Source organism: Endozoicomonas sp. ALB032 (assembly GCF_049310125.1).
GTDB lineage: Bacteria > Pseudomonadota > Gammaproteobacteria > Pseudomonadales > Endozoicomonadaceae > Endozoicomonas_A.
Window position 1 is genome coordinate 1,664,824 of record NZ_JBLYNW010000001.1, and the last position, 21,585, is coordinate 1,686,408.

Annotated in this window: 12 protein-coding genes; 7 read left to right on the forward strand and 5 right to left on the reverse strand. The window is 44.1% G+C overall.

Going from position 1 to position 21,585, the window contains the following annotated elements:
* Window positions 1–76 precede the first annotated feature (76 nt).
* Window positions 77–2,236, reverse strand: coding sequence for a hypothetical protein (locus ACO6VG_RS05540; RefSeq protein WP_422473090.1), 2,160 nt, complete (start codon window positions 2,234–2,236; stop codon window positions 77–79).
* A gap of 1,030 nt (window positions 2,237–3,266) precedes the next feature.
* Between ACO6VG_RS05540 and ACO6VG_RS05545 the strand changes: the two genes are divergently transcribed.
* The 3 genes from ACO6VG_RS05545 to ACO6VG_RS05555 all read left to right on the forward strand — a co-directional run bounded on the left by ACO6VG_RS05545 (window position 3,267) and on the right by ACO6VG_RS05555 (window position 9,837).
* The gene (locus tag ACO6VG_RS05545) at window positions 3,267–3,464 is read left to right on the forward strand and encodes a hypothetical protein (protein WP_422135994.1); all 198 of its coding nucleotides are present in this window, start codon (window positions 3,267–3,269) and stop codon (window positions 3,462–3,464) included.
* 64 nt (window positions 3,465–3,528) lie between these two features.
* Window positions 3,529–6,372: a hypothetical protein gene (locus tag ACO6VG_RS05550; RefSeq protein WP_422473092.1), complete on the forward strand. Its 2,844-nt coding sequence runs from the start codon at window positions 3,529–3,531 to the stop codon at window positions 6,370–6,372.
* Window positions 6,373–6,996: 624 nt separating this feature from the next.
* Entirely contained in the window at window positions 6,997–9,837 is a 2,841-nt protein-coding gene (locus ACO6VG_RS05555) for a hypothetical protein (protein ID WP_422473094.1), read from the forward strand.
* Between the two features lie 300 nt (window positions 9,838–10,137).
* Here ACO6VG_RS05555 and glmS read toward each other — a convergent pair whose 3' ends face one another.
* A complete protein-coding gene (gene glmS / locus ACO6VG_RS05560) occupies window positions 10,138–11,970 on the reverse strand; it encodes a glutamine--fructose-6-phosphate transaminase (isomerizing) (RefSeq protein WP_422473096.1) in 1,833 nt (610 codons plus the stop codon).
* A 35-nt stretch (window positions 11,971–12,005) separates the two neighbouring features.
* Window positions 12,006–13,382, reverse strand: a complete 1,377-nt coding sequence (gene glmU / locus ACO6VG_RS05565) for a bifunctional UDP-N-acetylglucosamine diphosphorylase/glucosamine-1-phosphate N-acetyltransferase GlmU (RefSeq protein ID WP_422473098.1) — start codon at window positions 13,380–13,382, stop codon at window positions 12,006–12,008.
* Between the two features lie 329 nt (window positions 13,383–13,711).
* Between glmU and ACO6VG_RS05570 the strand changes: the two genes are divergently transcribed.
* The gene (locus ACO6VG_RS05570; RefSeq protein ID WP_422139362.1) at window positions 13,712–14,452 is read left to right on the forward strand and encodes a TrmB family transcriptional regulator; all 741 of its coding nucleotides are present in this window, start codon (window positions 13,712–13,714) and stop codon (window positions 14,450–14,452) included.
* 165 nt (window positions 14,453–14,617) lie between these two features.
* Complete coding sequence (locus ACO6VG_RS05575; protein WP_422136000.1) at window positions 14,618–15,019, forward strand: hypothetical protein; 402 nt, start codon at window positions 14,618–14,620, stop codon at window positions 15,017–15,019.
* 114 nt (window positions 15,020–15,133) lie between these two features.
* Here the strand turns inward: ACO6VG_RS05575 and deoD are convergent, their stop codons facing one another.
* Window positions 15,134–15,844, reverse strand: a complete 711-nt coding sequence (deoD, locus tag ACO6VG_RS05580) for a purine-nucleoside phosphorylase (protein ID WP_422411267.1) — start codon at window positions 15,842–15,844, stop codon at window positions 15,134–15,136.
* Between the two features lie 72 nt (window positions 15,845–15,916).
* Window positions 15,917–17,134, reverse strand: coding sequence for a phosphopentomutase (locus tag ACO6VG_RS05585; RefSeq protein ID WP_422136002.1), 1,218 nt, complete (start codon window positions 17,132–17,134; stop codon window positions 15,917–15,919).
* A gap of 415 nt (window positions 17,135–17,549) precedes the next feature.
* Here ACO6VG_RS05585 and ACO6VG_RS05590 point away from each other — a divergent pair, with 415 nt between their 5' ends.
* Together ACO6VG_RS05590 and ACO6VG_RS05595 are read left to right on the forward strand one after the other, a co-directional pair.
* Entirely contained in the window at window positions 17,550–19,394 is a 1,845-nt protein-coding gene (locus ACO6VG_RS05590; protein WP_422473100.1) for a hypothetical protein, read from the forward strand.
* Window positions 19,395–19,750: 356 nt separating this feature from the next.
* On the forward strand, window positions 19,751–21,556 hold the full coding sequence (locus ACO6VG_RS05595; protein ID WP_422136004.1) for a hypothetical protein: 1,806 nt from the start codon (window positions 19,751–19,753) through the stop codon (window positions 21,554–21,556).
* The last annotated feature ends 29 nt before the right edge of the window (window positions 21,557–21,585 follow it).

Consider the following 21,585-nt stretch of genomic DNA (forward strand, 5'->3'; position numbering starts at 1 on the left):
CACAACAAGATAGGTTCGCTGAGACTCGCCATTACTGATTAAAGGTGCGGGTGATTTCGCCATACAGCTTTTGTGGTTACCAGTCATCAGCTAATACAGCCATTATGCGTTTTTCTGCCACTTTTTTCTGACCATTACTGCTTTTAAAGTCTATATCTTCACATTGGTGAACCAACCCCTTCCTGTTAGTAAAGATAAAACCGCAATTTCTTTTATAACGATGTGTTTCTTTCGTACCTTCATCTGGCGAGTCAACAGCAAACTCAGGGCTTGAAGACTGGCCAATATTAAGCCCACCGCCTGAATATTCAATCTCACAATCGTTGTCATTCAACTGTACGACCAGACTTGCCAGCCCTTTGTCGCGATGCCAAGGCATATCCACAACGTTCCGGGGAGTGAAGAAGAACCCTTCAAAGCTGTCAGCATTGATTGAGGGATAGCGAATTATCCAAAACTTTATATTTTCAACTTTTTTACCTGACCAATCTAATGAATCAGCCATTTTTTCCAATGCCTGACAGCATAGCTCTTTAACAGCTTCTGAACGAGTATGAATAATATTTTTCTTGAACGCTTCTTTTTCTTTTATCTTGCCATTTTCATCAAAATGACTAATTAAGTTTTGGTTCCTGGAATGCAAAAGCGTTGAATGCCGTATGTTAGCGCGCTGAAAGCTGACTAAGATACGATCAAAAACATCATTCTTTGGTATTTCAAATTCATAAGCGGTGGATTTATCAATCTCGCTTTTCAGAAAATCGGCATCAAACAATCGGCGATCTTTGTCTACTTCTTCGTTGACCATTTTTAAAAGATCTTCATCAAATAAATGGTTTACCATTATAAATTTATCACCATATTTTATATGTTTATTAACTGTCCTTTCCCCTGAAACCAGTGGAGTGGCGACATGGCTACCAGCGATTATGCCACTATCTACTCCAGCTTCTGAAACATCCTGCCTGTGCTGTCTGTTGCGCAGAGGCGATTTGCCTGCTTCTGCCATCTCTTTGAAATTATGTGTCAATGATCTAAAAAAAACAGGCACTGCCGAGCGTTTCGATAATTGTGTCGTCGACTCCCGAACATTTGACAGGCTGTTTTTAAAGGAGTTGCTCTGTTGAGGTGATGGGGTTGCGCCAAAGTTAGACGACCTTGCCAGATAGGTATTCGTGGAGTGATAGAACAAGTGCCCGGTTCCCATTTGGAGTAATGACATCAGGTCATTGATATGATCTTGCCTCCAGATTTTTTGCGACGAAATCCCCGTAGCCAGTCTATCTGATGTCGTACTGAGAGCCAGTGAAAACAGATTCTCTGAATGTTGACTTGAGTCAGTGAGCAATAAAAAGCCCGGATGATGGGTAAAAAGATCATGATCAGAGTAAACCAGTCGTGATACCGGGTTATTCTGGCTACTACTCAGGCCGATTACCGCAGCGCCTTTTTGACTTTTTAAAACATCGGTTAAAGGTGGGGAAAAAACCTCCCTTTCAGCGGTATTGCCTGACATTGTGTTTTCAATGGCCCGGTTAACAGCCTTTAAGGTTTGTCCATGAAAGAGGCTGTAAACCTTATCCTCTTGAAAGTGTGAGCAGAGGGTTGTGATTGTCTCTAAGTCCCATTGAACATCCGCTTCAGCGTCAATAAGCAAGTTTATTTCCTCAGAAACCTGATCGCCACTCATCATAAGTTTTAACAGGTTATTATTGATCCCCTGAATTTGGATAGTCAGTTTATCCATACGGTTGTCAGAAAGCGTTTGATATAAGTTGACCCATTCCGGAATATCTTCAGGCGGATCAATTTCAGCACTGTTTCCGGTATTATTCAGAACATTGATTTCCAGGAAAGGCTTTTGATCTTCGGGGAATACAACCTGCTGATAATAATGACTGGCCAGCCAGGGGTGCTCAGGATAGACAGGCATAATGCCTTTGCGGGGAAGTTGTGCGTCACAGGCAAGGATTTTGTTTTCTCTATCCACATATTCAGATAGCGTACTGGTCAGATAGTTAAAATAAAATTTCAGGTTGATCAGTATAAAAAATGCCCTGATCTGAGACTCCAATGTCATTGCAGATACTGCGAAAAAATCGGTTATATAAGAGTGACTGCCTGCTGACGGCTGCCTGAGAACAACCTCGCCGACGGCGGCTATGTAGTAGGGTAAAAATGCGACCCCCACAAGAGACGCAGAAGTTCTCAGTGTGGCCAGTATCTGCTGTGCCATTGTGTAAGAATCCTGGTGTAGCAGAAGGTGGGTCTGAGCTTTTAATAAATGAGGTATTCTCTGACTCGAAAGAGTAGTACCTACCGGATTTTGATTGACTGTAATGAGTGTTTCAGTATTTCCACTTGCAGCGAATGGAAGTGCAGTCAAAATTAAAATTAATGCCATACATCTGGCTAAATTATTCATTTTTTAAATGGCTCCGAATTTACTATTTATGTTTAGTCAACTTCAGCTAACAGCTAAAGAAAGTCCCCTCTTGATGTTTTAGACAGATTGAAACGGATTAGCATTTGATTCGCTGCAATGTGCTAGCAACGCTTCACAAACCCAGCATTGAACTAAGGTCATGAATCAACACATAGCGATATAATACTGAACAACTGGTCAAGGAGATTTCTCAGAAATACGACGGAGTTTCGTACCAGTCTACGGGTTGTGTTTTTTATCTGTTTAAATTCTGCTGCTTTCAGATTTCTCTGAAATTTATATGAGTTCGAAGGGTAGCTGTAAAAAAGCAGAAGTGCTTAATTTTTTCATAATTAATTTTATGACGTGCGTCTGCATCAGGAAAAGCATTCCTGAAGGCTGAAGTCCAAAGTTCACTATTTTTCTTGTTATACACAATGATTTTCATCAACCTTAACTCCGTGGTAGATCATGAAATTACGTCCTGAGTCGCGACCAGAAAAAGCCTGACCATAGGCATGGGTAATGCGGCCTTATTATCAGATATTGATTAAAAACTGTTAGCGTCCAGCACTGCAATAATTTGAATACAGCTTTTTTATCATTGTGATAGCCATTGCCAATTTCATCCGCTTGCCTCTAACTTTTTTCTATACAGCAAGAGGACAATCCCATGAATAAATCCAAACAAGTAGAGAAAAAACACGATAGTCATAATATTTCAGTTCAGCAACCCAAAAAGCAAAGCGATTGCAATTTCAAGCGCTTCTTGTCGGTTGATTCATGTTTCGCATCTCCTGCGTTGTTTGCAGGAGAAAGACTGGCAGTCAGGTTGTGATTTTTGAAGACGTCCTCAAATGAGCACTTACATAAAAACGCTGCTGGATTCAATTCCAGGGAACTAAAAGCCATTGTAACTGTCAAATACCGTTATCCGCTTTCTAACTACCGTTATGAGCATGTCAAGGAAGCGAAAAGTAATAGCTGGTATTGCGAGGAGCACCAATGCCACCTTGGTACACAGATTGCCGAACAATAGCGTGGTTACAAGGCTCGATTGCTATATCCAGTTATTTTATACACAAGAAAAGGAGATAATTCCTATGGATACTATTAAATCAACCAATTCTCAGTTCGTCTCAGATGAAACTGCTCTAAAAAGGATGACAAACTCTACAGACGATCATTCACAGAGCGTTAAAATCTCTAAAAAAATGCCAGAATCTAAAGTTTTACCCTTCAAAAATGAGCAGTTAGTTCCAAATACTAATCCAGAAGGTATGACTTCATCAAAGCCTTATGCAGAAACAGGCTTAGAAAGGAAGGTGGATATGCTGGACTTATCCTTGGCAGATACCCGACTGGCCCAGCTACAAAGTTCAAGTCCTGCATGCATGCCTGCAGAAGAGATTGTTAAAATACCGGCTACCGAGCTTGATTATAGACCCCATTCTGAAAGCAATAACACCGAAACAATAAGGCCTTGGTTTGATTGTTTCGGGCAAATCTATGAATCTTTGCAAGAAAATGACCATCCAACACTTGAGAAACAATTATATGCACTTAGAGAAGATCAGATCGAAAGCCTTTTGATGGCTGAAGCCCCTAGATCTTTTCTAACTAAACATTATACCCAGAATCACGCCAGTTTACTGTTGCAAGCAGCCAGGGAATCCGAGGCAAACAAAGTTTTTTTCAAGTGTTTATTTGACCGGCTGAGTACGGAAGAATTGCGGATTATGCTTTTAAAGTCTGTCGATGATGGTCTGACACTATTGCATTATGCCAGCTCCGTTATAGAAGAGTCACTATTCAAGCAGCTGGAGCAGAAATTAGGTAGGGAAACACTTCTGGAAATGGTAACCCTTAAGGTAAATAATCATGCTCCTCCTATTGCATATGCCTGCCTTTATAATCAAAGTACATATCTGTTTAATACCGCTCTCACACAAAACAGGGAATTGATAGAAAAACTCCTGAAGGGTGGTCCCGATATTGATGAAAGCTTGTTACAGTTCATGTTTGTTAATTTTGGGAATTACGTGCTAGGAAAGGGTCTAAATAATGAGGAATACTGGGAGCGTTTAAATGATCTGTCAAATTTTCTGATTGGTCAAGAATTTTTGGATGCGCTCAGATTTGCTGGCAAAAAGAATGAGTCTGTTTTTCTGACGGCCTGTAAAAACGTAAACAGCTGGGAATTTTATAAATTAATTGCGGCAAAACTTAGTGATAACAAGCTTTTTGAGCTTTGTAAATGGGAAGTGGAAACGGGCAAGTCACTGTTGCACAAGTGCTTTGAAATAAATCATTCAGTTACTGTTATGCGAATTGTCCATTTAATCCAATCTGCATTATTGAGATTTAAAGTATTGTCTTTGCCCAATGCAGAAGGCGATTCCGTATTTCAACGGCTGTTAGTCGAAAATGATTTTTTTTACAGTAATAATAATGTGAAAGACATATTACGTGATATGGATTCTAGCGAACGGAATCAACTGGTTATTGGTGATGCAAATATTTGGGAGCAATCTGCCGTGAGTAGCGATCGAGCACTCAGACAGCAAGAGCGAAATCCAATAGTAGTTGCCTTGAACAAAGAAAATATGTCACTGGCTGAATATCTCTGGACACAGATTACTGACCCGCAATTACGAATTAAACTCTTACTTTACAGGTCAAAACACCAAAAAAACCTGTTCCAGCACATTTTGGAAAAAGGAGTTAGTCTGCAATGGTTCAACAAAATGCTGACAGATACCGACAGCGGAACCGAACGGGATCTACTCGCGGCTGAATTATATAAGATTGCATCAAAAGCTGATCGCATGAAAGATGCCTCTTATTACCTAAGCCAAATCAGGGATTCACAATTAATAAAGGATGTGTCTAAAGATCATTATAAATATTTTTTAGCTAACCTCTACAAGCAGGGTAAGAAGCTTACAGAAGCTGATTTCAGCAAAACAACCCCATCTCAATGTACAGACGCTATTACATATATATTTGAACATAGCTTCTATACAAAAGAATACCCCGGGAAAAATCATTTGCCGTTGCTTATGGTACAGGAGAATAGAGGTGATAAAGATGCTTTTGTCAAGTGGGCTTTAAGTCCGTTGAACGGAAAGCAAAGCCCATTGATTAAGATCCTGGAACGGTTTACTACTGCTTGTCTTGCGATCAATAGCCCTGATAAAAGTTATCTCTGGGGGAAGCTTTTTTTAGAAAGTAAAAGTGCCAAAAAAGAAATCATGTTGAGTAGGCCGATATTTCAGAAGATCATTAAAATGATGACACTGGAGCAGATAAGAGAGTGGCTTTTGCCTGAACTGGGTGGGAGTAATAATTTATACTTGCTTGTTTATAAAGATATCCTTGAGCCAATCGTGGAAAGACCGGACGGTTCAGGCAAAGCCTTTCTTGAAAAAACAGATCCGAAGACTGGTGAAAATTTATTGCATATTATTTTCAGGAGCAATCTTATTAATGAAAATTACGTAGATAAGAAAAATATGATTGATACAGTTGAATGGCTGGATAAAATCTATGGATTAACCTCGTTTTTGCAAAGTCATTCGGAAAACGATGGCTCAACCCCTTTACATGTACTCTTGAATGCAGAAGGAGGAATACGTCGCTCGAGGGCTGGATCAACACAAAAAAATATTCTGCAGCGCCTATGCCGGACAAAAACAGATCGCATTCATCTGGTTGAGTTGCTCAAACTAAAAGACAACAATGGCTGCACACCTCTGCACAAATTATTTTCCTTTTATAGAATAAATTATGAAATCGTTGATCTGTTAATTGATGAACTTGGTCTTGGAACATTTCGTGAGTTAGTGAATATCAAAGACAATCAAGATGAACCTGCTATAGATGTTGGCAAGTTTGAAAAAAAATTGAACTCTGATCCAAAATACGCCGTTCTGTTTAAAAATTGAGACTCATCGTCAATTGTATCGGTGGCAGAAAAGTCAGCTAATACTAACCCACCGGCAGTAGAAGCCAGGTCAGGGCCGATAAACATAATCACCGGCCTGACCACCGCTGGTGTAGACAGCCGGTGAAGTATGCTGATCCATGAACAGCACACTCAATCCGATATAACAGCCTCTTTCTCAATACTCTCGGTTATTGAGAGTCATGAATCAAAAGAGGCGACATCTATCTTGAAAAACTCCGTCAGTTCAGCAACCCAAAAAGCAAAGCGATTGCAATTTCAAGCGCTTCTTGTCGGTTGATTCATGTTTCGCATCTCCTGCGTTGTTTGCAGGAGAAAGTCTGGCAGTCAAGTTGTGATTTTTGAAGACGTCCTCAAATGAGCACTTACATAAAAATGCTGCTGAATTCAATTCCAGGGAACTAAAAGCCATTGTAACTGTCAAATACTATTGTCCTGCTTTCTAACTGCCGTAATGAGCATGTCAAGGAAACGAACAGTAATAGCTGGTATTGCGAGGAGCACCAATGCCACGTTGGTACACAGATTGCCGAACAATAGCGTGGTTACAAGGCTCGATTGCTATATCTAGTTATTTTATACACAAGAAAAGGAGATAATTCTTATGGATACTATTAAATCAACCAATTCTCAGTTCGTCTTAGATGAAACTGCTCGAAAAAGGATGACAAATTCTACAGACGATCATTCACAGAGCGGTAAAATCTCTAAAAAAATGCCAGAATCTAAAGTTTTACCCTTCAAAAATGAGCAGTTAGTTCCAAATACTAAACCAGAAGGTATGACTTCATCAAAGCCTTATGCAGAAACAGGCTTAGAAAGGAAGGTGGATATGCTGGACTTATCCTTGGCAGATACCCGACTGGCCAAGCTGCAAAGTTCAAGTGCTGCATGCATGCCTGCAGAAGAGATTGTTAAAATACCGGCTACCGGGCTTGATTATAGACCCCATTCTGAAAGCAATAACACCGAAACAATAAGGCCTTGGTTTGATTGTTTCGGGCAAATCTATGAATCTTTGCAAGAAAATGACCATCCAACACTTGAGAAACAATTATATGCACTTAGAGAAGATCAGATCAAAAGCCTTTTGATGGCTGAAGCCCCTAGATCTTTTCTAACTAAACATTATACCAAGAATCACGCCAGTTTACTTTTGCAAGCAGCCAGGGAATCCGAGGCAAACAAAGTTTTTTTCAAGTGTTTATTTGACCGGCTGAGTACGGAAGAGTTGCGGATTACGCTTTTAAAGTCTGTCGATAATGGTCTGACACTATTGCATTATGCCAGCTCCGTTATAGAAGAGTCACTATTCAAGCAGCTGGAGCAGAAATTAGGTAGGGAAACACTTCTGGAAATGGTAACCCTTAAGGTAAATAATCATGCTCCTCCTATTGCATATGCCTGCCTTTATAATCAAAGTACATATCTGTTTTATACCGCTCTCACACAAAACAGGGAATTGATAGAAAAACTCCTGAAGGGTGGTCCCGATATTGATGAAAGCTTGTTACAGTTCATGTTTGTTAATTTTGGGAATTACGTGCTAGGAAAGGCTCTAAGTAATAAGAAATACTGGGAGCGTTTAAATTATCTGTCAGATTTTCTGCATGATCAAGATTTTTTGGATGCGCTCAGATTTGCCGGCAAAAAGAATGAGTCTGTTTTTCTGACGGCCTGTAAAAACGTACACAGCTGGGAATTTTTAAAATTAATTGCGGCAAAACTTAGTGATAACCAGCTTTTTGAACTTTGTAAATGGGAAGTGGAAACGGGCAAGTCACTGTTGCACAAGTGCTTTGAAATAAATCATTCAGTTACTGTTATGCGTATTGTCAAGTTAATCCAATCTGCATTATTGAGATTTAAAGTATTGTCTTTGCCCAATGCAAAAGGCGATTCCGTATTTCAACAGCTGTTAGTCCACAATCAAATTTTTCACAGTGATGAGGTGAAAGACATAATACGTGATATGCATTCCAGCGAACGGAATCAACTGGTTATTGGTGATGCAAATATTTGGGAGCAATCTGCCGTGAGTAGCGATCGAGCACTCAGACAGCAAGAGCGAAATCCAATAGTAGTTGCCTTGAACAAAGAAAATATGTCACTGGCTGAATATCTCTGGACACAGATTACTGACCCGCAATTACGAATTAAACTCTTACTTTACAGGTCAAAACACCAAAAAAACCTGTTCCAGCACATTTTGGAAAAAGGAGTTAGTCTGCAATGGTTCAACAAAATGCTGACAGATACCGACAGCGGAACCGAACGGGATCTACTCGCGGCTGAATTATATAAGATTGCATCAAAAGCTGATCGCATGAAAGATGCCTCTTATTACCTAAGCCAAATCAGGGATTCACAATTAATAAAGGATGTGTCTAAAGATCATTATAAATATTTTTTAGCTAACCTCTACAAGCAGGGTAAGAAGCTTGCAGAAGCTGATTTCAGCAAAACAACCCCATCTCAATGTACAGACGCTATTACATATATATTTGAACATAGCTTCTATACAAAAAAATACCCCGGGAAAAATCATTTGCCGTTACTTATGGTACAGGAGAATAGGGGTGATAAAGATGCTTTTGTCAAGTGGGCTTTAAGTCCGTTGAACGGAGAGCAAAGCCCATTGATTCAGATCCTGGAACGGTTTACTACTGCTTGGCTTGAGATCAATAGCCCTGATGAACGTTATCCCTGGGGGACGTTTTTTTTTGAAAGTGAAAGTGCCAAAAAAGAAATGATGTTGAGTAGGCCGATATTTCAGAAGATCATTAAAATGATGACACTGGAGCAGATAAGAGAGTTGCTTTTGCCTGAACTGGGTGGGAGTAATAATTTATACTTGCTTGTTTATAAAGATATCCTTGAGCCAATCGTGGAAAGACCGGAGGGTTCAGGCAAAGCCTTTCTTGAAAAAACAGACCCGAAGACTGGTGAAAATTTATTGCATATTATTTTCAGGAGCAATCTTATTAGTGAAAATTACGTAGATAAGAAAAATATGATTGATACAGTTGAATGGCTGGATAAAATCTATGGATTAACCTCGTTTTTGCAAAGTCATTCGGAAAACGATGGCTCAACCCCTTTACATGTACTCTTGAATGCAGAAGGAGGAATACGTCGCTCGAGGGCTGGATCAACACAAAAAAATATTCTGCAGCGCCTATGCCGGACAAAAACAGATCGCATTGATCTGGTTGAGTTACTCAAACTAAAAGACAACAATGGCTGCACACCTCTGCACAAATTATTTTCCTTTTATAGAATAAATTATGAAATCGTTGATCTGTTAATTGATGAACTTGGTCTTGGAACATTTCGTGAGTTAGTGAATATCAAAGACAATCAAGATGAACCTGCTATAGATGTTGGCAAGTTTGAAAAAAAATTGAACTCTAATCCGAATTACGCCGTTCTGTTTAAAAATTGAGACTCATCATCAATTGTATCGGTGGGAGAAAAGTCAGCTAATACTAACCCACCGGCAGCAGAAGCCAGGTCAGGGCCGATAAACATAATCACCGGCCTGACCACCGCTGGTGTAGACAGCCGGTGAAATATGCTGATCCATGAACAGCACACTCAGTCCGATATAACAGCCTCTTTCTCAATACTCTCGGTTACTGAGAGTCATGAATCAAAAGAGGCGACATCTATTCTGACACGGGGGGAATGTGATTTACCAAACTTTAATGTCCACCGACAACAACAAAACGGGCAACAGTCCAGATTACTCCACCGTCACAGACTTGGCCAGGTTACGAGGCTGATCGACATCCGTTCCCTTGATAATGGCCACGTAGTAGGACAACAGTTGCAGAGGTACAGTGTAGAGAATGGGAGCAACGACTTCCGGTGCTGTCTCTAATGGCAATACCTTAATTCCGTCGCCTGCTACCAGACGGGCATGGCGGTCTGCAAAGACAAACAGCTGGCCACCTCTGGCGCGTACTTCTTCCATATTGGATTTCAGCTTTTCCAACAGGTCGTTGTTGGGTGCCACCACAATTACGGGCATATCGTTATCAATCAGAGCCAATGGACCGTGTTTCAATTCACCCGCCGCATAGGCTTCTGCATGGATGTAGGAGATTTCTTTCAGCTTCAGCGCACCTTCCATGGCAATCGGGTATTGAGTGCCGCGCCCCAGGAAAAGGCTGTGATGTTTGTCGGCAAAATCTTCAGCGACCGCTTCAATTTCACTGCTCATTTCCAGCGTACTGCTGATGATATGAGGCAATTCTCTCAGGGCTTTGACGACTTCAGTCTCCTGTTCTTCGGTCATTCCGGTGTGGCGACCAATGGCCGTTACCAGCATCAGCAGGGCGGCCAGCTGAGTCGTGAAGGCTTTGGTTGAGGCGACGCCGATCTCAGCTCCGGCCCGGGTCATCAAGGCCATATCAGATTCACGAACCATGGACGAACCCGGAACATTACAAATACTCAGGGAAGCCATGTAACCCATCTCTTTAGCCAGTTTCAGAGCTGCCAGAGTATCGGCCGTTTCTCCTGACTGGGAAAGTGTGACGAACAGACAGTCTTCAGGCACAAAGAATTTGCGATAGCGGAACTCTGAGGCAATTTCTACACGACAGGGGATTCCGGCCAGCTCCTCAAACCAGTAACGGGCTACCATGCCGGCATGGTAACTGGTGCCACAGGCAACAATCTGGATAGCTTTGGTTTTATTGAGGAGTTCGATACCGTTTTTACCCAGTATGTCGAGGTTCAACTTTGTCTCACCCAGTCGGCCTTCCAGTGTGTTGGCAATGGCATCGGGTTGCTCATGAATTTCTTTGAGCATGTAGTGCCGGTATGGCCCCTTGTCACCGGCATCGTGCTCAAGATTACTTTCTCTGGCGGCACGGGTAATGCTTTTGCCATCCGTATCAAAGACAGACACCTCTGTACGGGTCACTTCAGCCACATCACCTTCTTCCAGGAAAATAAAACGACGAGTCACCGGAAACAGCGCCAACTGATCGGAGGCAATGAAGTTTTCACCCAGTCCCAGACCAATGACCAGTGGGCTGCCAGAACGGGCAACCACCAGCCGCTCCGGGTCTTTGCGATCCATAACGACCATGCCATAAGCACCTTCCAGCCGGGGCACAGCTGCCTGAACGGCGGCGATCAGGCTGTCAGTACTTTTCAGTTCGTGGCTGACCAGATGGGCAATAACTTCTGTGTCTGTGTCAGAGACAAAGGTGTAGCCCTCTTGCTCCAGATAGTTCCTCAGTAACTCGTGGTTCTCAATAATACCGTTATGAACCACAGCGATATCTTCGCCAGAGACATGGGGATGAGCGTTGCGCTCATTGGGCTCTCCATGGGTCGCCCAGCGTGTATGCGCAATACCTGTGCCACCAGGCACCTGAGACTCATTGATCGCTTCGCTCAATTCGGAGACCTTTCCGGTTCTGCGAAGTCGTTGAAGTTCGCCACTGGCAGCGATGATGGCGACACCTGCAGAGTCATATCCGCGATATTCCAGACGACGTAAACCTTCTAACAGAATGGGCGCCACATCCCTCTGCGCTACAGCACCGACAATGCCACACATAATTTTCTACCTTTGATTTGTGTTCTGCCTGATATTCAGTTCTTTTTGGTGGGACGCTGCCAGCCGTCAATGTTTTTCTGACGACTCCGGGCTACCCCAAGTTGGTCTTCGTCCAGGTTCCGGGTAATCACTGAACCCGCCGCTGTAGTGGCACCTTTACCAACAGTAACCGGTGCAACCAGTGAACTGTTGGTACCGATGAAAGCATTATTTTCAATGACGGTTTTGTGTTTGTTAATCCCATCATAGTTACAGGTCACGGTACCCGCTCCGACGTTGACACCCGCACCTATTTCAGCGTCGCCTATATAGGTCAGATGATTGACCTTGCTGCCCTCACCGATGGATGCCTTTTTGATTTCGACAAAGTTGCCCACTTTGGCATTTTCTGCCAGTTGAGTACCCGGACGCAGTCGTGCAAAAGGACCTACTTCACAGTGAGCGGCTACCTCTGCATCCTCAAGAATCGAGTGCGCTTTGATGACAGCACCTTCACCAATTCTGGAATTGCGGATGATACAGCCAGCCTCAATGACTACGTTATCGGCAATCTCGACTTCTCCTTCCAGAATCACGTTGACATCCAGCAGGATATCCTTGCCGGTTTTGACATCACCACGAATATCCAGCCGGGCAGGGTCAATAATGGTGACACCGCCGGTCATCATGGCGTTAGCCAGCTGTTGCTGGAAAGCCCGCTCCAGTTCTGTCAGCTGAACCCGGCTGTTGACTCCCTCGACTTCGGTAGCCTTTTGCGGTTGAACGTGCACCACGGGGGTCTCTTCAGACACGGCTTTAGACACGACATCCGTCAAATAATATTCCTGCTGGGCATTGTTGTTATCCAGTCCCATGACCCACTCACCCAGCTTGCTGCCGGGAATGGCCATGATACCGGTGTTCACCTCGTTTATAGCCAGCTGTTCAGGCGTTGCGTCTTTATCTTCAACAATAGCCAGCACACTGCCAGCATCATCCCGGACAATACGACCATAGCCTGATGGGTTAGCCAGATTGATGGTCAGCAGACCCAGACGCTCACCGTTACTGGCGGCCAGCAGGGATTGCAGCGTAGAGGAATGTATCAGCGGCACATCACCATAGAGCACCAGCACGACATCAGCACCTTCGCAACCTGGTACAACCTGCTGAACAGCATGACCTGTCCCAAGCTGCTCTGTTTGCTCAACCCAATTCAGGTCATAGTGTCCCAGGGCACTTTTTACCTTGTCTGCACCGTGACCAATCACGACATGAATTTCACCCTTGCCAATCACTTGCTGGGTTTGCAGGGCACTGAGAATGACATGCTCCAGCATCGGTTTACCGGCAATGGGATGAAGAACCTTGGGAAGGTTAGATTTCATACGGCTGCCTTGACCAGCAGCAAGAATGACGATATCAGCTCTCATGATTAGCTCTTAACAATAGTCTCTTGATCATTCAGAGTTCTCTCTGCGTTACCTGCCGGGGAAAAAATAAAAAGCAAAAAACCACGGCAAAACGACATGGTTCACCGCCCCCGGAAAAATCTTTGAATCTCTTAGCCTGAGCTCATTACTTTTCAATGAACGCATGAAGACAGCAGTCAGGGCAAATAACAGCAGGAAACATCAGAAACAGGTGCCCTTTTCCTACAACCCATGTCATAAGAAAAAGTGACACTTTTCTGCGGTATTCAATTTAGCTTATCCTATACAGACTGAAACACAACTGTGTTTGTCATTGGAAAATTGACAATATGAACCTGGACACATTGAAACAGCTGGGGCTCGACCAGAAGGAAATCAAGCTTTATCTGGCCCTGTTGAAGCTGGGAACCGCCTCTATCCGTGATATTGCGGCCGAAGCGGATATTAATCGCGGCACCACTTATGAGACCCTGAAAGGCCTGGCGGGTAAGGGTATTGTCAGTTACTTCCCGAAAGGAAAAAGACGGGTTTTCTGTGCAGAGCCTCCTGAAAAGCTGCTGGATCTGGCAGAAGAGAAAAAGCAGTCTCTGGAACAGAGCATTGAAGAGATGAAACAAAAGCTGATCCCGCAACTGAATCAGCTTAAACCTGACTTCAATACCGGAAACGTCCGCTTTTATGAGGGAGACAGCGGTATCGAGTTCGTTCTTAAGGATATACTGAACACGGTCGCCAAAAAAAATGATAAAAACTACTCCATTTTCTCATCCAAACCGATCCGGCAGCATCTCTATCGCCCATTTCCAAACTATACCCAGCAGCGTATCCGCAAGGGTATTAATGTCCGGGTCATTGCCATTGGTGAAGGTGGCGAGGATGCCGAGCTTTCTGAGCGCAAATGGATCAATGCCACCGGTAAAATTGATGCCAGCTATATTGCTATTTACCCCCCAAAAGTCGCCATGATCTCCCTGGCCTCGATGGACTACCCCGTTGCTGTTGTGATCGATTCTATTGAGATCGCCAACACTCAGCAAATCATCTTTGATACGCTGTGGAACACTTTGTAAAGGTATGGAAAACATTAATATCTGGGCTTCTGTATGGCAGTTCCACTGCCTGTTAGTCTACCTGACAGCCCTGTCAGTGTAATTCTCCACCCCATCTGGAAGAATCCTTATGATGCTCACGAAACCCTGCTCACCAGCGGGGTCATATATCAAGGAGGAATGACTATGATAACATCGGGAGAAATTTTAAAAGGTATCTGTATTCTTACATCCAGACTCGCCGGTGTGCCCGGCAGAGTTATTGGCCATTTTGGTGGACGCGCTGTGGGTGCCGTGGGTGGTTCTGCTATCGTTGGCGGAGCCAAGCTCTCCAACACGTTGTTCAGAACAGCTTTTGAGCCCCAGTCTGTCAATCAATACTCTGAAGAATCGGCTGAGCGCGCCAGAGTATTGGGTGGTTTCGCCTCCAAGACAATCGTTGCCCTTTCTACGGGCCCGATGCTGGCTATACCCACTGCACTGGGCATTGTTTTTGATCTGGAGAATACAATTAAGGCAATAACGCGTTGCAGCGAACATCAGGCTTTCCTGCGCGGCTTTCCTGGCTGGCATACCAGCCGTAGGTGAGGATGTGCATCCATTGGCGACTTAAACCAGAGCCTGGATGAATTGTTAACAAACCATCAGTAGCCACACGGTTGCTGATGGTTTTTTATGGAACACGGACTGGAACAACGAGAATCAGTCTCCCGACAGCACAGAGTCCAGAGCCAACACAATCATTTCGTTCAAGGATATCTGCCTGTCCTCGGGAGACATGGCCTCACCCTTGCGAATGTGATCGCTGACAGTGCAGATAGCCAGACCTTTGGCACCGTACTCAGCACATACGCCATAAAGGCCTGCGGTTTCCATTTCAACACCCAGAATGCCGTGCTTTTCCATGATGTCGAATATATGTGTCTCCGGGCTGTAGAAAAGATCCGAAGTGAAAATGTTGCCTACTTTTACCGGCATTTTTTTGTCACGGGCACTCTTAACCGCATTCTCCAGCAGGCCAAAGTCTGCAATAGCTGCAAAGTCATGGTTATTAAAGCGGATACGGTTCACTTTGGAATCGGTGCACGCCCCCATACCAATCACTATGTCGCGCAGCTTCACATCGGCAGAGATAGCACCACAGGAACCAATACGAATCAGCTTGTCTACACCGTACTCAGTAATCAGTTCCTTGTAGTAGATGGAGGCCGAAGGAATGCCCATCCCGGAACCCATCACGGATACACGACGACCTTTATATGCTCCGGTGTAACCAAACATATTACGGACGTCGTTTACCAGTTCAGCACCTTCCAGAAAGTTCTCGGCAATATACCTGGCACGCAGTGGGTCACCGGGCATCAGGCAGACGTCGGCAAAAGCACCGGGTTTGGCATGAATATGAGGGGTCATTTTATTCCTCTTGAGGGCTTTTCAAAAAGCGGGCCATGGGGCAGCAGGGTAGCTGTTAACAGTCAGCTCTGTTTATGGCAGAAAGCTGGTCCCGTAATCCATGGACTCCAGATCAAAGAAACTGGCCAGACTCTGACCGATATCTGCGAAGGTTTCCCGTTCACCCAGAGAAACCGGTGGAACCTTTTTGCCATAGACCAGTACCGGTATGTGTTCCCTGGTATGGTCGGTACCGTGCCAGGTGGGATCGCAGCCATGGTCAGCACTGATGATCAGCACATCGTCTTTTTGCATGGCGTTGAGCAGTCTCGGTATCATAGCGTCCAGCTCCTCCAGAGCCCGGGCATAACCCGCCACATCACGACGATGGCCAAAGGATGAATCAAAATCGACGAAGTTGGTGAAGATCAGGGAGCGATCTCCGGCTGACTCCAGCGCCTGCATAGTGGTTTCAAACAAAGCAGGAATGCCGGTCGCTTTCAAGGTTCTGGTAATGCCCTGATGGGCGAAGATATCCGCTATCTTTCCGACACTGACCACTTCGCCACCGCTGCCCACCAGCTTATCCAGCAGCGTGGGAGCCGGAGGCAGAACCGAGTAGTCCCGACGATTTCCTGTTCTCTGGAAGTCACCGGCATCATCACCTGTGAAGGGACGGGCAATGACACGGCCAATATTGTAAGGGTCGAGCAGCTCACGGGCGATTTTGCAGACTTCATAGAGTCTTTCCAGACCAAAAGTCTCTTCATGGCAGGCAATCTGAAAAACGCTGTCAGTCGATGTATAAACAATAGGCTTGCCAGTGCGCATGTGTTCTTCACCAAGAATTTCCAGAATGGTAGTTCCTGAGGCGTGACAATTACCAATAACACCGGGCAGGCTGGCTTTCTCGACCAGTTGATCCAGCAGCGCCTGTGGAAAGCTGTTTTCCACGTCTTTGAAGTAGCCCCAGTCAAACAACACCGGAGCGCCCATCATTTCCCAATGGCCACTGGGAGTATCCTTGCCACTGGAAATTTCCCTGGCGTAACCGTGGGCACCGATCAGCTTTACATTGGTGTTCATGCCAGCGGGAAAAGCTCCTGAGGAATCTTTAGCCGCGTGCAACAGACCAAGACTGGCCAGCATTGGCAATTCAAGTATACCCCGTCGACCAATGTCTGCCTCGCCCTGTGCGCAGGTCCTGGCGATGTGGCCAATCGTATTGGAGCCTGCATCACCAAACTGATCGGCATCAGCACTGGCGCCAATCCCGAACGAATCCATCACCAGGACAATTGCTCGTTTCATATGAGATACCTTACCAACTCCTTGCGAGTCCCCTAATTATTACTCAGAAAAATACAGAGCAGCACAGTGATTAGTACCTAATCCATTGAAGGTCAGGAAATTAACTGAGCTGTATGCACTTTCATACGCTACTGCAATTCGGGGACTACTCTATCAGGACATTCAGAAACTTCGGAAGGCACTGGAGCAAAACAACCGCAGTCATTTGACAATCCCCCTCCTCGTGACTCACGCAGAAATGGGTGTCATGAGGTGCATCATGAGGAGCACGAAGCCCTGCGCTCCCGGTAACTTCCAGAAAACCGAGTTGGCTGGACGATCAGGCCGGGGCCGCCTGTCGGTTAAAATTGAGCACTGCTGCGATTCGTAGACTACTTTATCAGGGGCATCCATAAATTAAAGAAGGCAGATGTTGATGAGTAACTCCATTTCTCGATTTCCCGGAACAGGAAAACAATCGGTACATTTCCGTCCTGACAGGGCTAGTCAGTGGGTTGCTGCTGTCCTTGGCCTCATCACTATGGCCTGCCCATGTTCAAAACTGCTGGCAGACAGTCCTCTACCAACGCCGGGGGGGGAGATATCTGTTGGCCATAAAACGACAAAAGATTCCAGCTTGCTGGACAACTACATTAACCATTACTCAATTTTGGGGGAAGTCCCTCCAGCTGCTCTCAGCACGGATATGACCCATCTTGTCTTTGCCATGAACTATGAAAATGAGCAAGACGAAAAAAAAGATGAGAACTCGTTAGAGCCGGAGGCAGCTGCAGCACCGCAACAGCAGTCATTAATCGAGATTGCACTCCCGCTAATGAGCCCTTCCCAAGTTTCCAACATTATTCAAGGTATGAATACAGGCCTTAATGTCAACACCGTGAACGTTATGCTGGAGGGCATCCCGGAGACCCCTCCCGTTCACGGCCAGACAATTGCGAACATGATTCAGCATTTGATAGAAACACTCAGTATAAATGTCAACGAAGTCCAGAATGGTTTGATTAGCGCTCTGTATGATATCCATGGCAGCGAATCTCCTGTTGATTTAACCAAACCACAACAGCAACAGAGCCTCGCGATGTTGATAGTGAGTTACTATACAGCCCTTAATTCAAATGGAACATCTCCTCAAACCACTCAGGCTTTTTTTAGCTCATTTTTGCTTCACGCTGTCGGCTTGTCCTGTATCGGGAGACTCCATGCCAAAAAAGAAGACCTTTTAGGTTCAAAAGAACCCATAGAGGATTCCGAAGTTTTAAAAGCAAATGTTAAAGAATCCGGCTCAGTCTTTTCTACCCTTAAATTATTGGAAGAAGCGCGCCGTGATTTTTTGCTTCAGCTCGATAATTACGCAGAGGTTGAAAAAACTGACGCACTTCTTGATCCAAAGCTCACAGCCGCTACCAGTCTACTCAACTATCGTGTTGATAAGAACGGGATACCGCTTTATAAACGTAATAAAAAATCACACGAGCGAATGTTGAAACTAATAGGGGTACATGGTGAAAGCAACCCTGAGCTGGTTGCCTGGAACAGTCAGTTTATGACTTTGATTCATGCTATAAGCATGCTTCTTGATCCTTTCGTTATCCAATTCACAGGTTCGCATGTTGACAACCTGTCGCATTATTTTTCTGCACTAAATTGGGATCATCTTATTACTGACTCTGAAGGCAAAGAGCGGAGCATATTTGAAGTATTCAAAGAGGTAGTAGGCGACGCAAAAGATAACCCCGGAAATGAAAGGCCTGAATTATTTAAAAAATTACTTCACGCCCTGCGAGAATACATAGAAAAGCAATTACAAAAAACGTTCACTGAAAATGATTACAAAGTCGTAATGGTAACTCTCGGCACAGGATTTGCCGACCTTCTGGAACAATCAAATGATATGTTGGAAATATTTGATAAGCAGATTGATGGAGCCAAAGATGACAAGGCAGCAGAAGGACAAGAAGGACAGAAGCTCAGCGAAGTAGAGAAGAAGAGGAAACATTTGGGGCAAAGGATTAACTACTTGCAAGATTTCGTCATTTGGCTCAGATCTAACTATGATTTTGACATGACGTTGCCTTATGACTCTCACAGCAATAACTCCCACGTTGGAGACTCTGAGAGTAATGATGCTGACAGAAGTAGTAATGATGCCGACGGAAGCAGTAATGATGCTGACGGAAGCAGTAATGATGCTGACGGAAGCAGTAATGATGCTGATAAAAGTAGTAATGGTGATGAAAGAGGCAGTCTTGAAGGAAGTTAAGCTCTAATCCTCATACTGACCGAGTGCCACCAGGCTTCCCAGCGTTCTGCCAGCTCCGAAGTGGCTGCGGTTTCGGTCGGTAAATTTCTGCCATGCCAGTGGCAATGGCTTGTTGTTTTTCAGCATTTTTGCTAATCGCCTCACCCACGGAATTCCAGCCTGCGGCCTGGCCGCCTTGTCTTATGCAAAAGTCTTGATGAACAGCCATTGAATCACAAAGCCCTATGTCTTCATAATTCCTTGTATCTGCAAAACGGAGCTGGCTGTTCAGTATTGGACTATCGTACCCTTGAAATTGTGCACTGCTGCTATCCGTGGACTATTTTGTCAGAGCATACATTATCTGAAGAAGAAAAATGTTGATGGTTAACTCGATTTCGCGATTACCTGAAACGGCAAAACAATCGACAATTTTCCGTCGTGACAAGGCTAATCAGTCGGTTGCTGCTTCCATTGGCCTCATCATTATGGTCTTCTCCTATTCAAAACTGATGGCAGAAAATACTTTATCAACGACAGTGGAGGAGAGATTTTTTGAAGATAAAAGCACAAAATCGTCTGGCTTTCTGGATCACCTGATTAACCATAATGCCTACATGGGAAGAACCACTCCCTTTGTTCTCAATCCAAATTCGACCCATCTTATCTTTGCCATGAACCATGAAAATGAACGAGACCAAAAAAAGGATGAGCATTCAGAAGAATCAGAAGGAGCCGGAGCACAGCAACCACAGCCTTTAATGCACATTCCGCTCCCGCTAATGAACCATGCACAAATTACTACTATGATTCAGGTCCTGAATTCAGACCTTGATGAAGACTCCCTGCCTCCCCTGAACACTATGTTGAGCTACGTACCGGTAACACTCCCCAATGAGAACCTGACCCTTGCAAGCATGATTCAAAAAATCACACAAACACTCAACATTTTGCCTAACTATAACCAGGATGAGGTAATAAATGCTCTATATTCTATCCAGAGCACCCAATCTCCTGTTGATATAACCAAACTACAACAACAACAGAGCCTCGCGATGTTGATGGTCGCTTACTATACGGCCATCAATTCAAGTGGAGCTAACCGTCAGGAAGCTCGTGTTTTTTTTAACTCATTCCTGCTTCACGCTGCTTGCTTGTCTGGTATTGAGAGACTTTATACCAAAAAAGATGACCTTTTAGGCACAAAAAAACCCATAGAAGATCACGAAGTCTTAAACGGGAATATTAAAGAATCTGCTTCAGTCTTCACTGCTCTGAAATCACTGGAAAAAATGCGCCTTGCGTTTTCGCAAGAATTGGAGGATTCCTTAGAAGCTGATGAACCCGGGACATCAGTTAATCCACTGCTGATAGCCGCTTTCTCACTGCTCAATCATGCAGTTAATATAAATGAAATGTTTATCTGTGAGCGTAATATAAGATCGTATAAACGAATGTTAAGGCTGATAAGAGAATATGATAAAAAAAAACCTGAATTAATTACCTCGAATAATCAAATCCTGTGTTTCATTCATGCCATAAGCCTGACTCTTGATCCTTTCGATATACAATCTGCAAGTGAGTATGTTGACAGCCTGACGAGTTTTCTCAGTAACTCTAATAGGAATCAAACCATTACTGAGTCTGCAGGCAAAGAAGGCAAAGAGCAGACATTGTTTAAAATATTCAAAAAGGTACTATCCGACGCAAAAGACAACCCGGGGAATGAAAACCCCGCATTATTTAAAGACTTGCTTCTGGTCGTAGCAGAATACATATCGCAACAATCACAAAATACCTTTATTGATCCAAATGATTACCAGGCCATGATGGTAACCCTCGGAACAGGATTTGAGGACCTGCTGGAACAATCACACAAGATGTTGCTATTTTTTGAGGCAACTATTGTCACCGATGCCAATGAACAGGCTAATGCAGCCAAATATAACGGGGCAGCAAAGGCACAAAAGGGAAATGAACTCTGCGAAGAAGAGAAGAAGTTAAAACACCTGAAAGAACGGATAAATTACTTGGATAATTTCGTTGATTGGTTCAGGCTTAACTATGATTTTATCATGAAGACCCCTTATAGCTCTGACAGTAGTGATACTGACAGTAGTGATACTGAAATTCTTGATACTGAAAGTAGTGATGCCGACAGAGCAAGTCTTGACGGCGTTTAATTTTTTATTCATCTTCCCTGCTTTCAGAC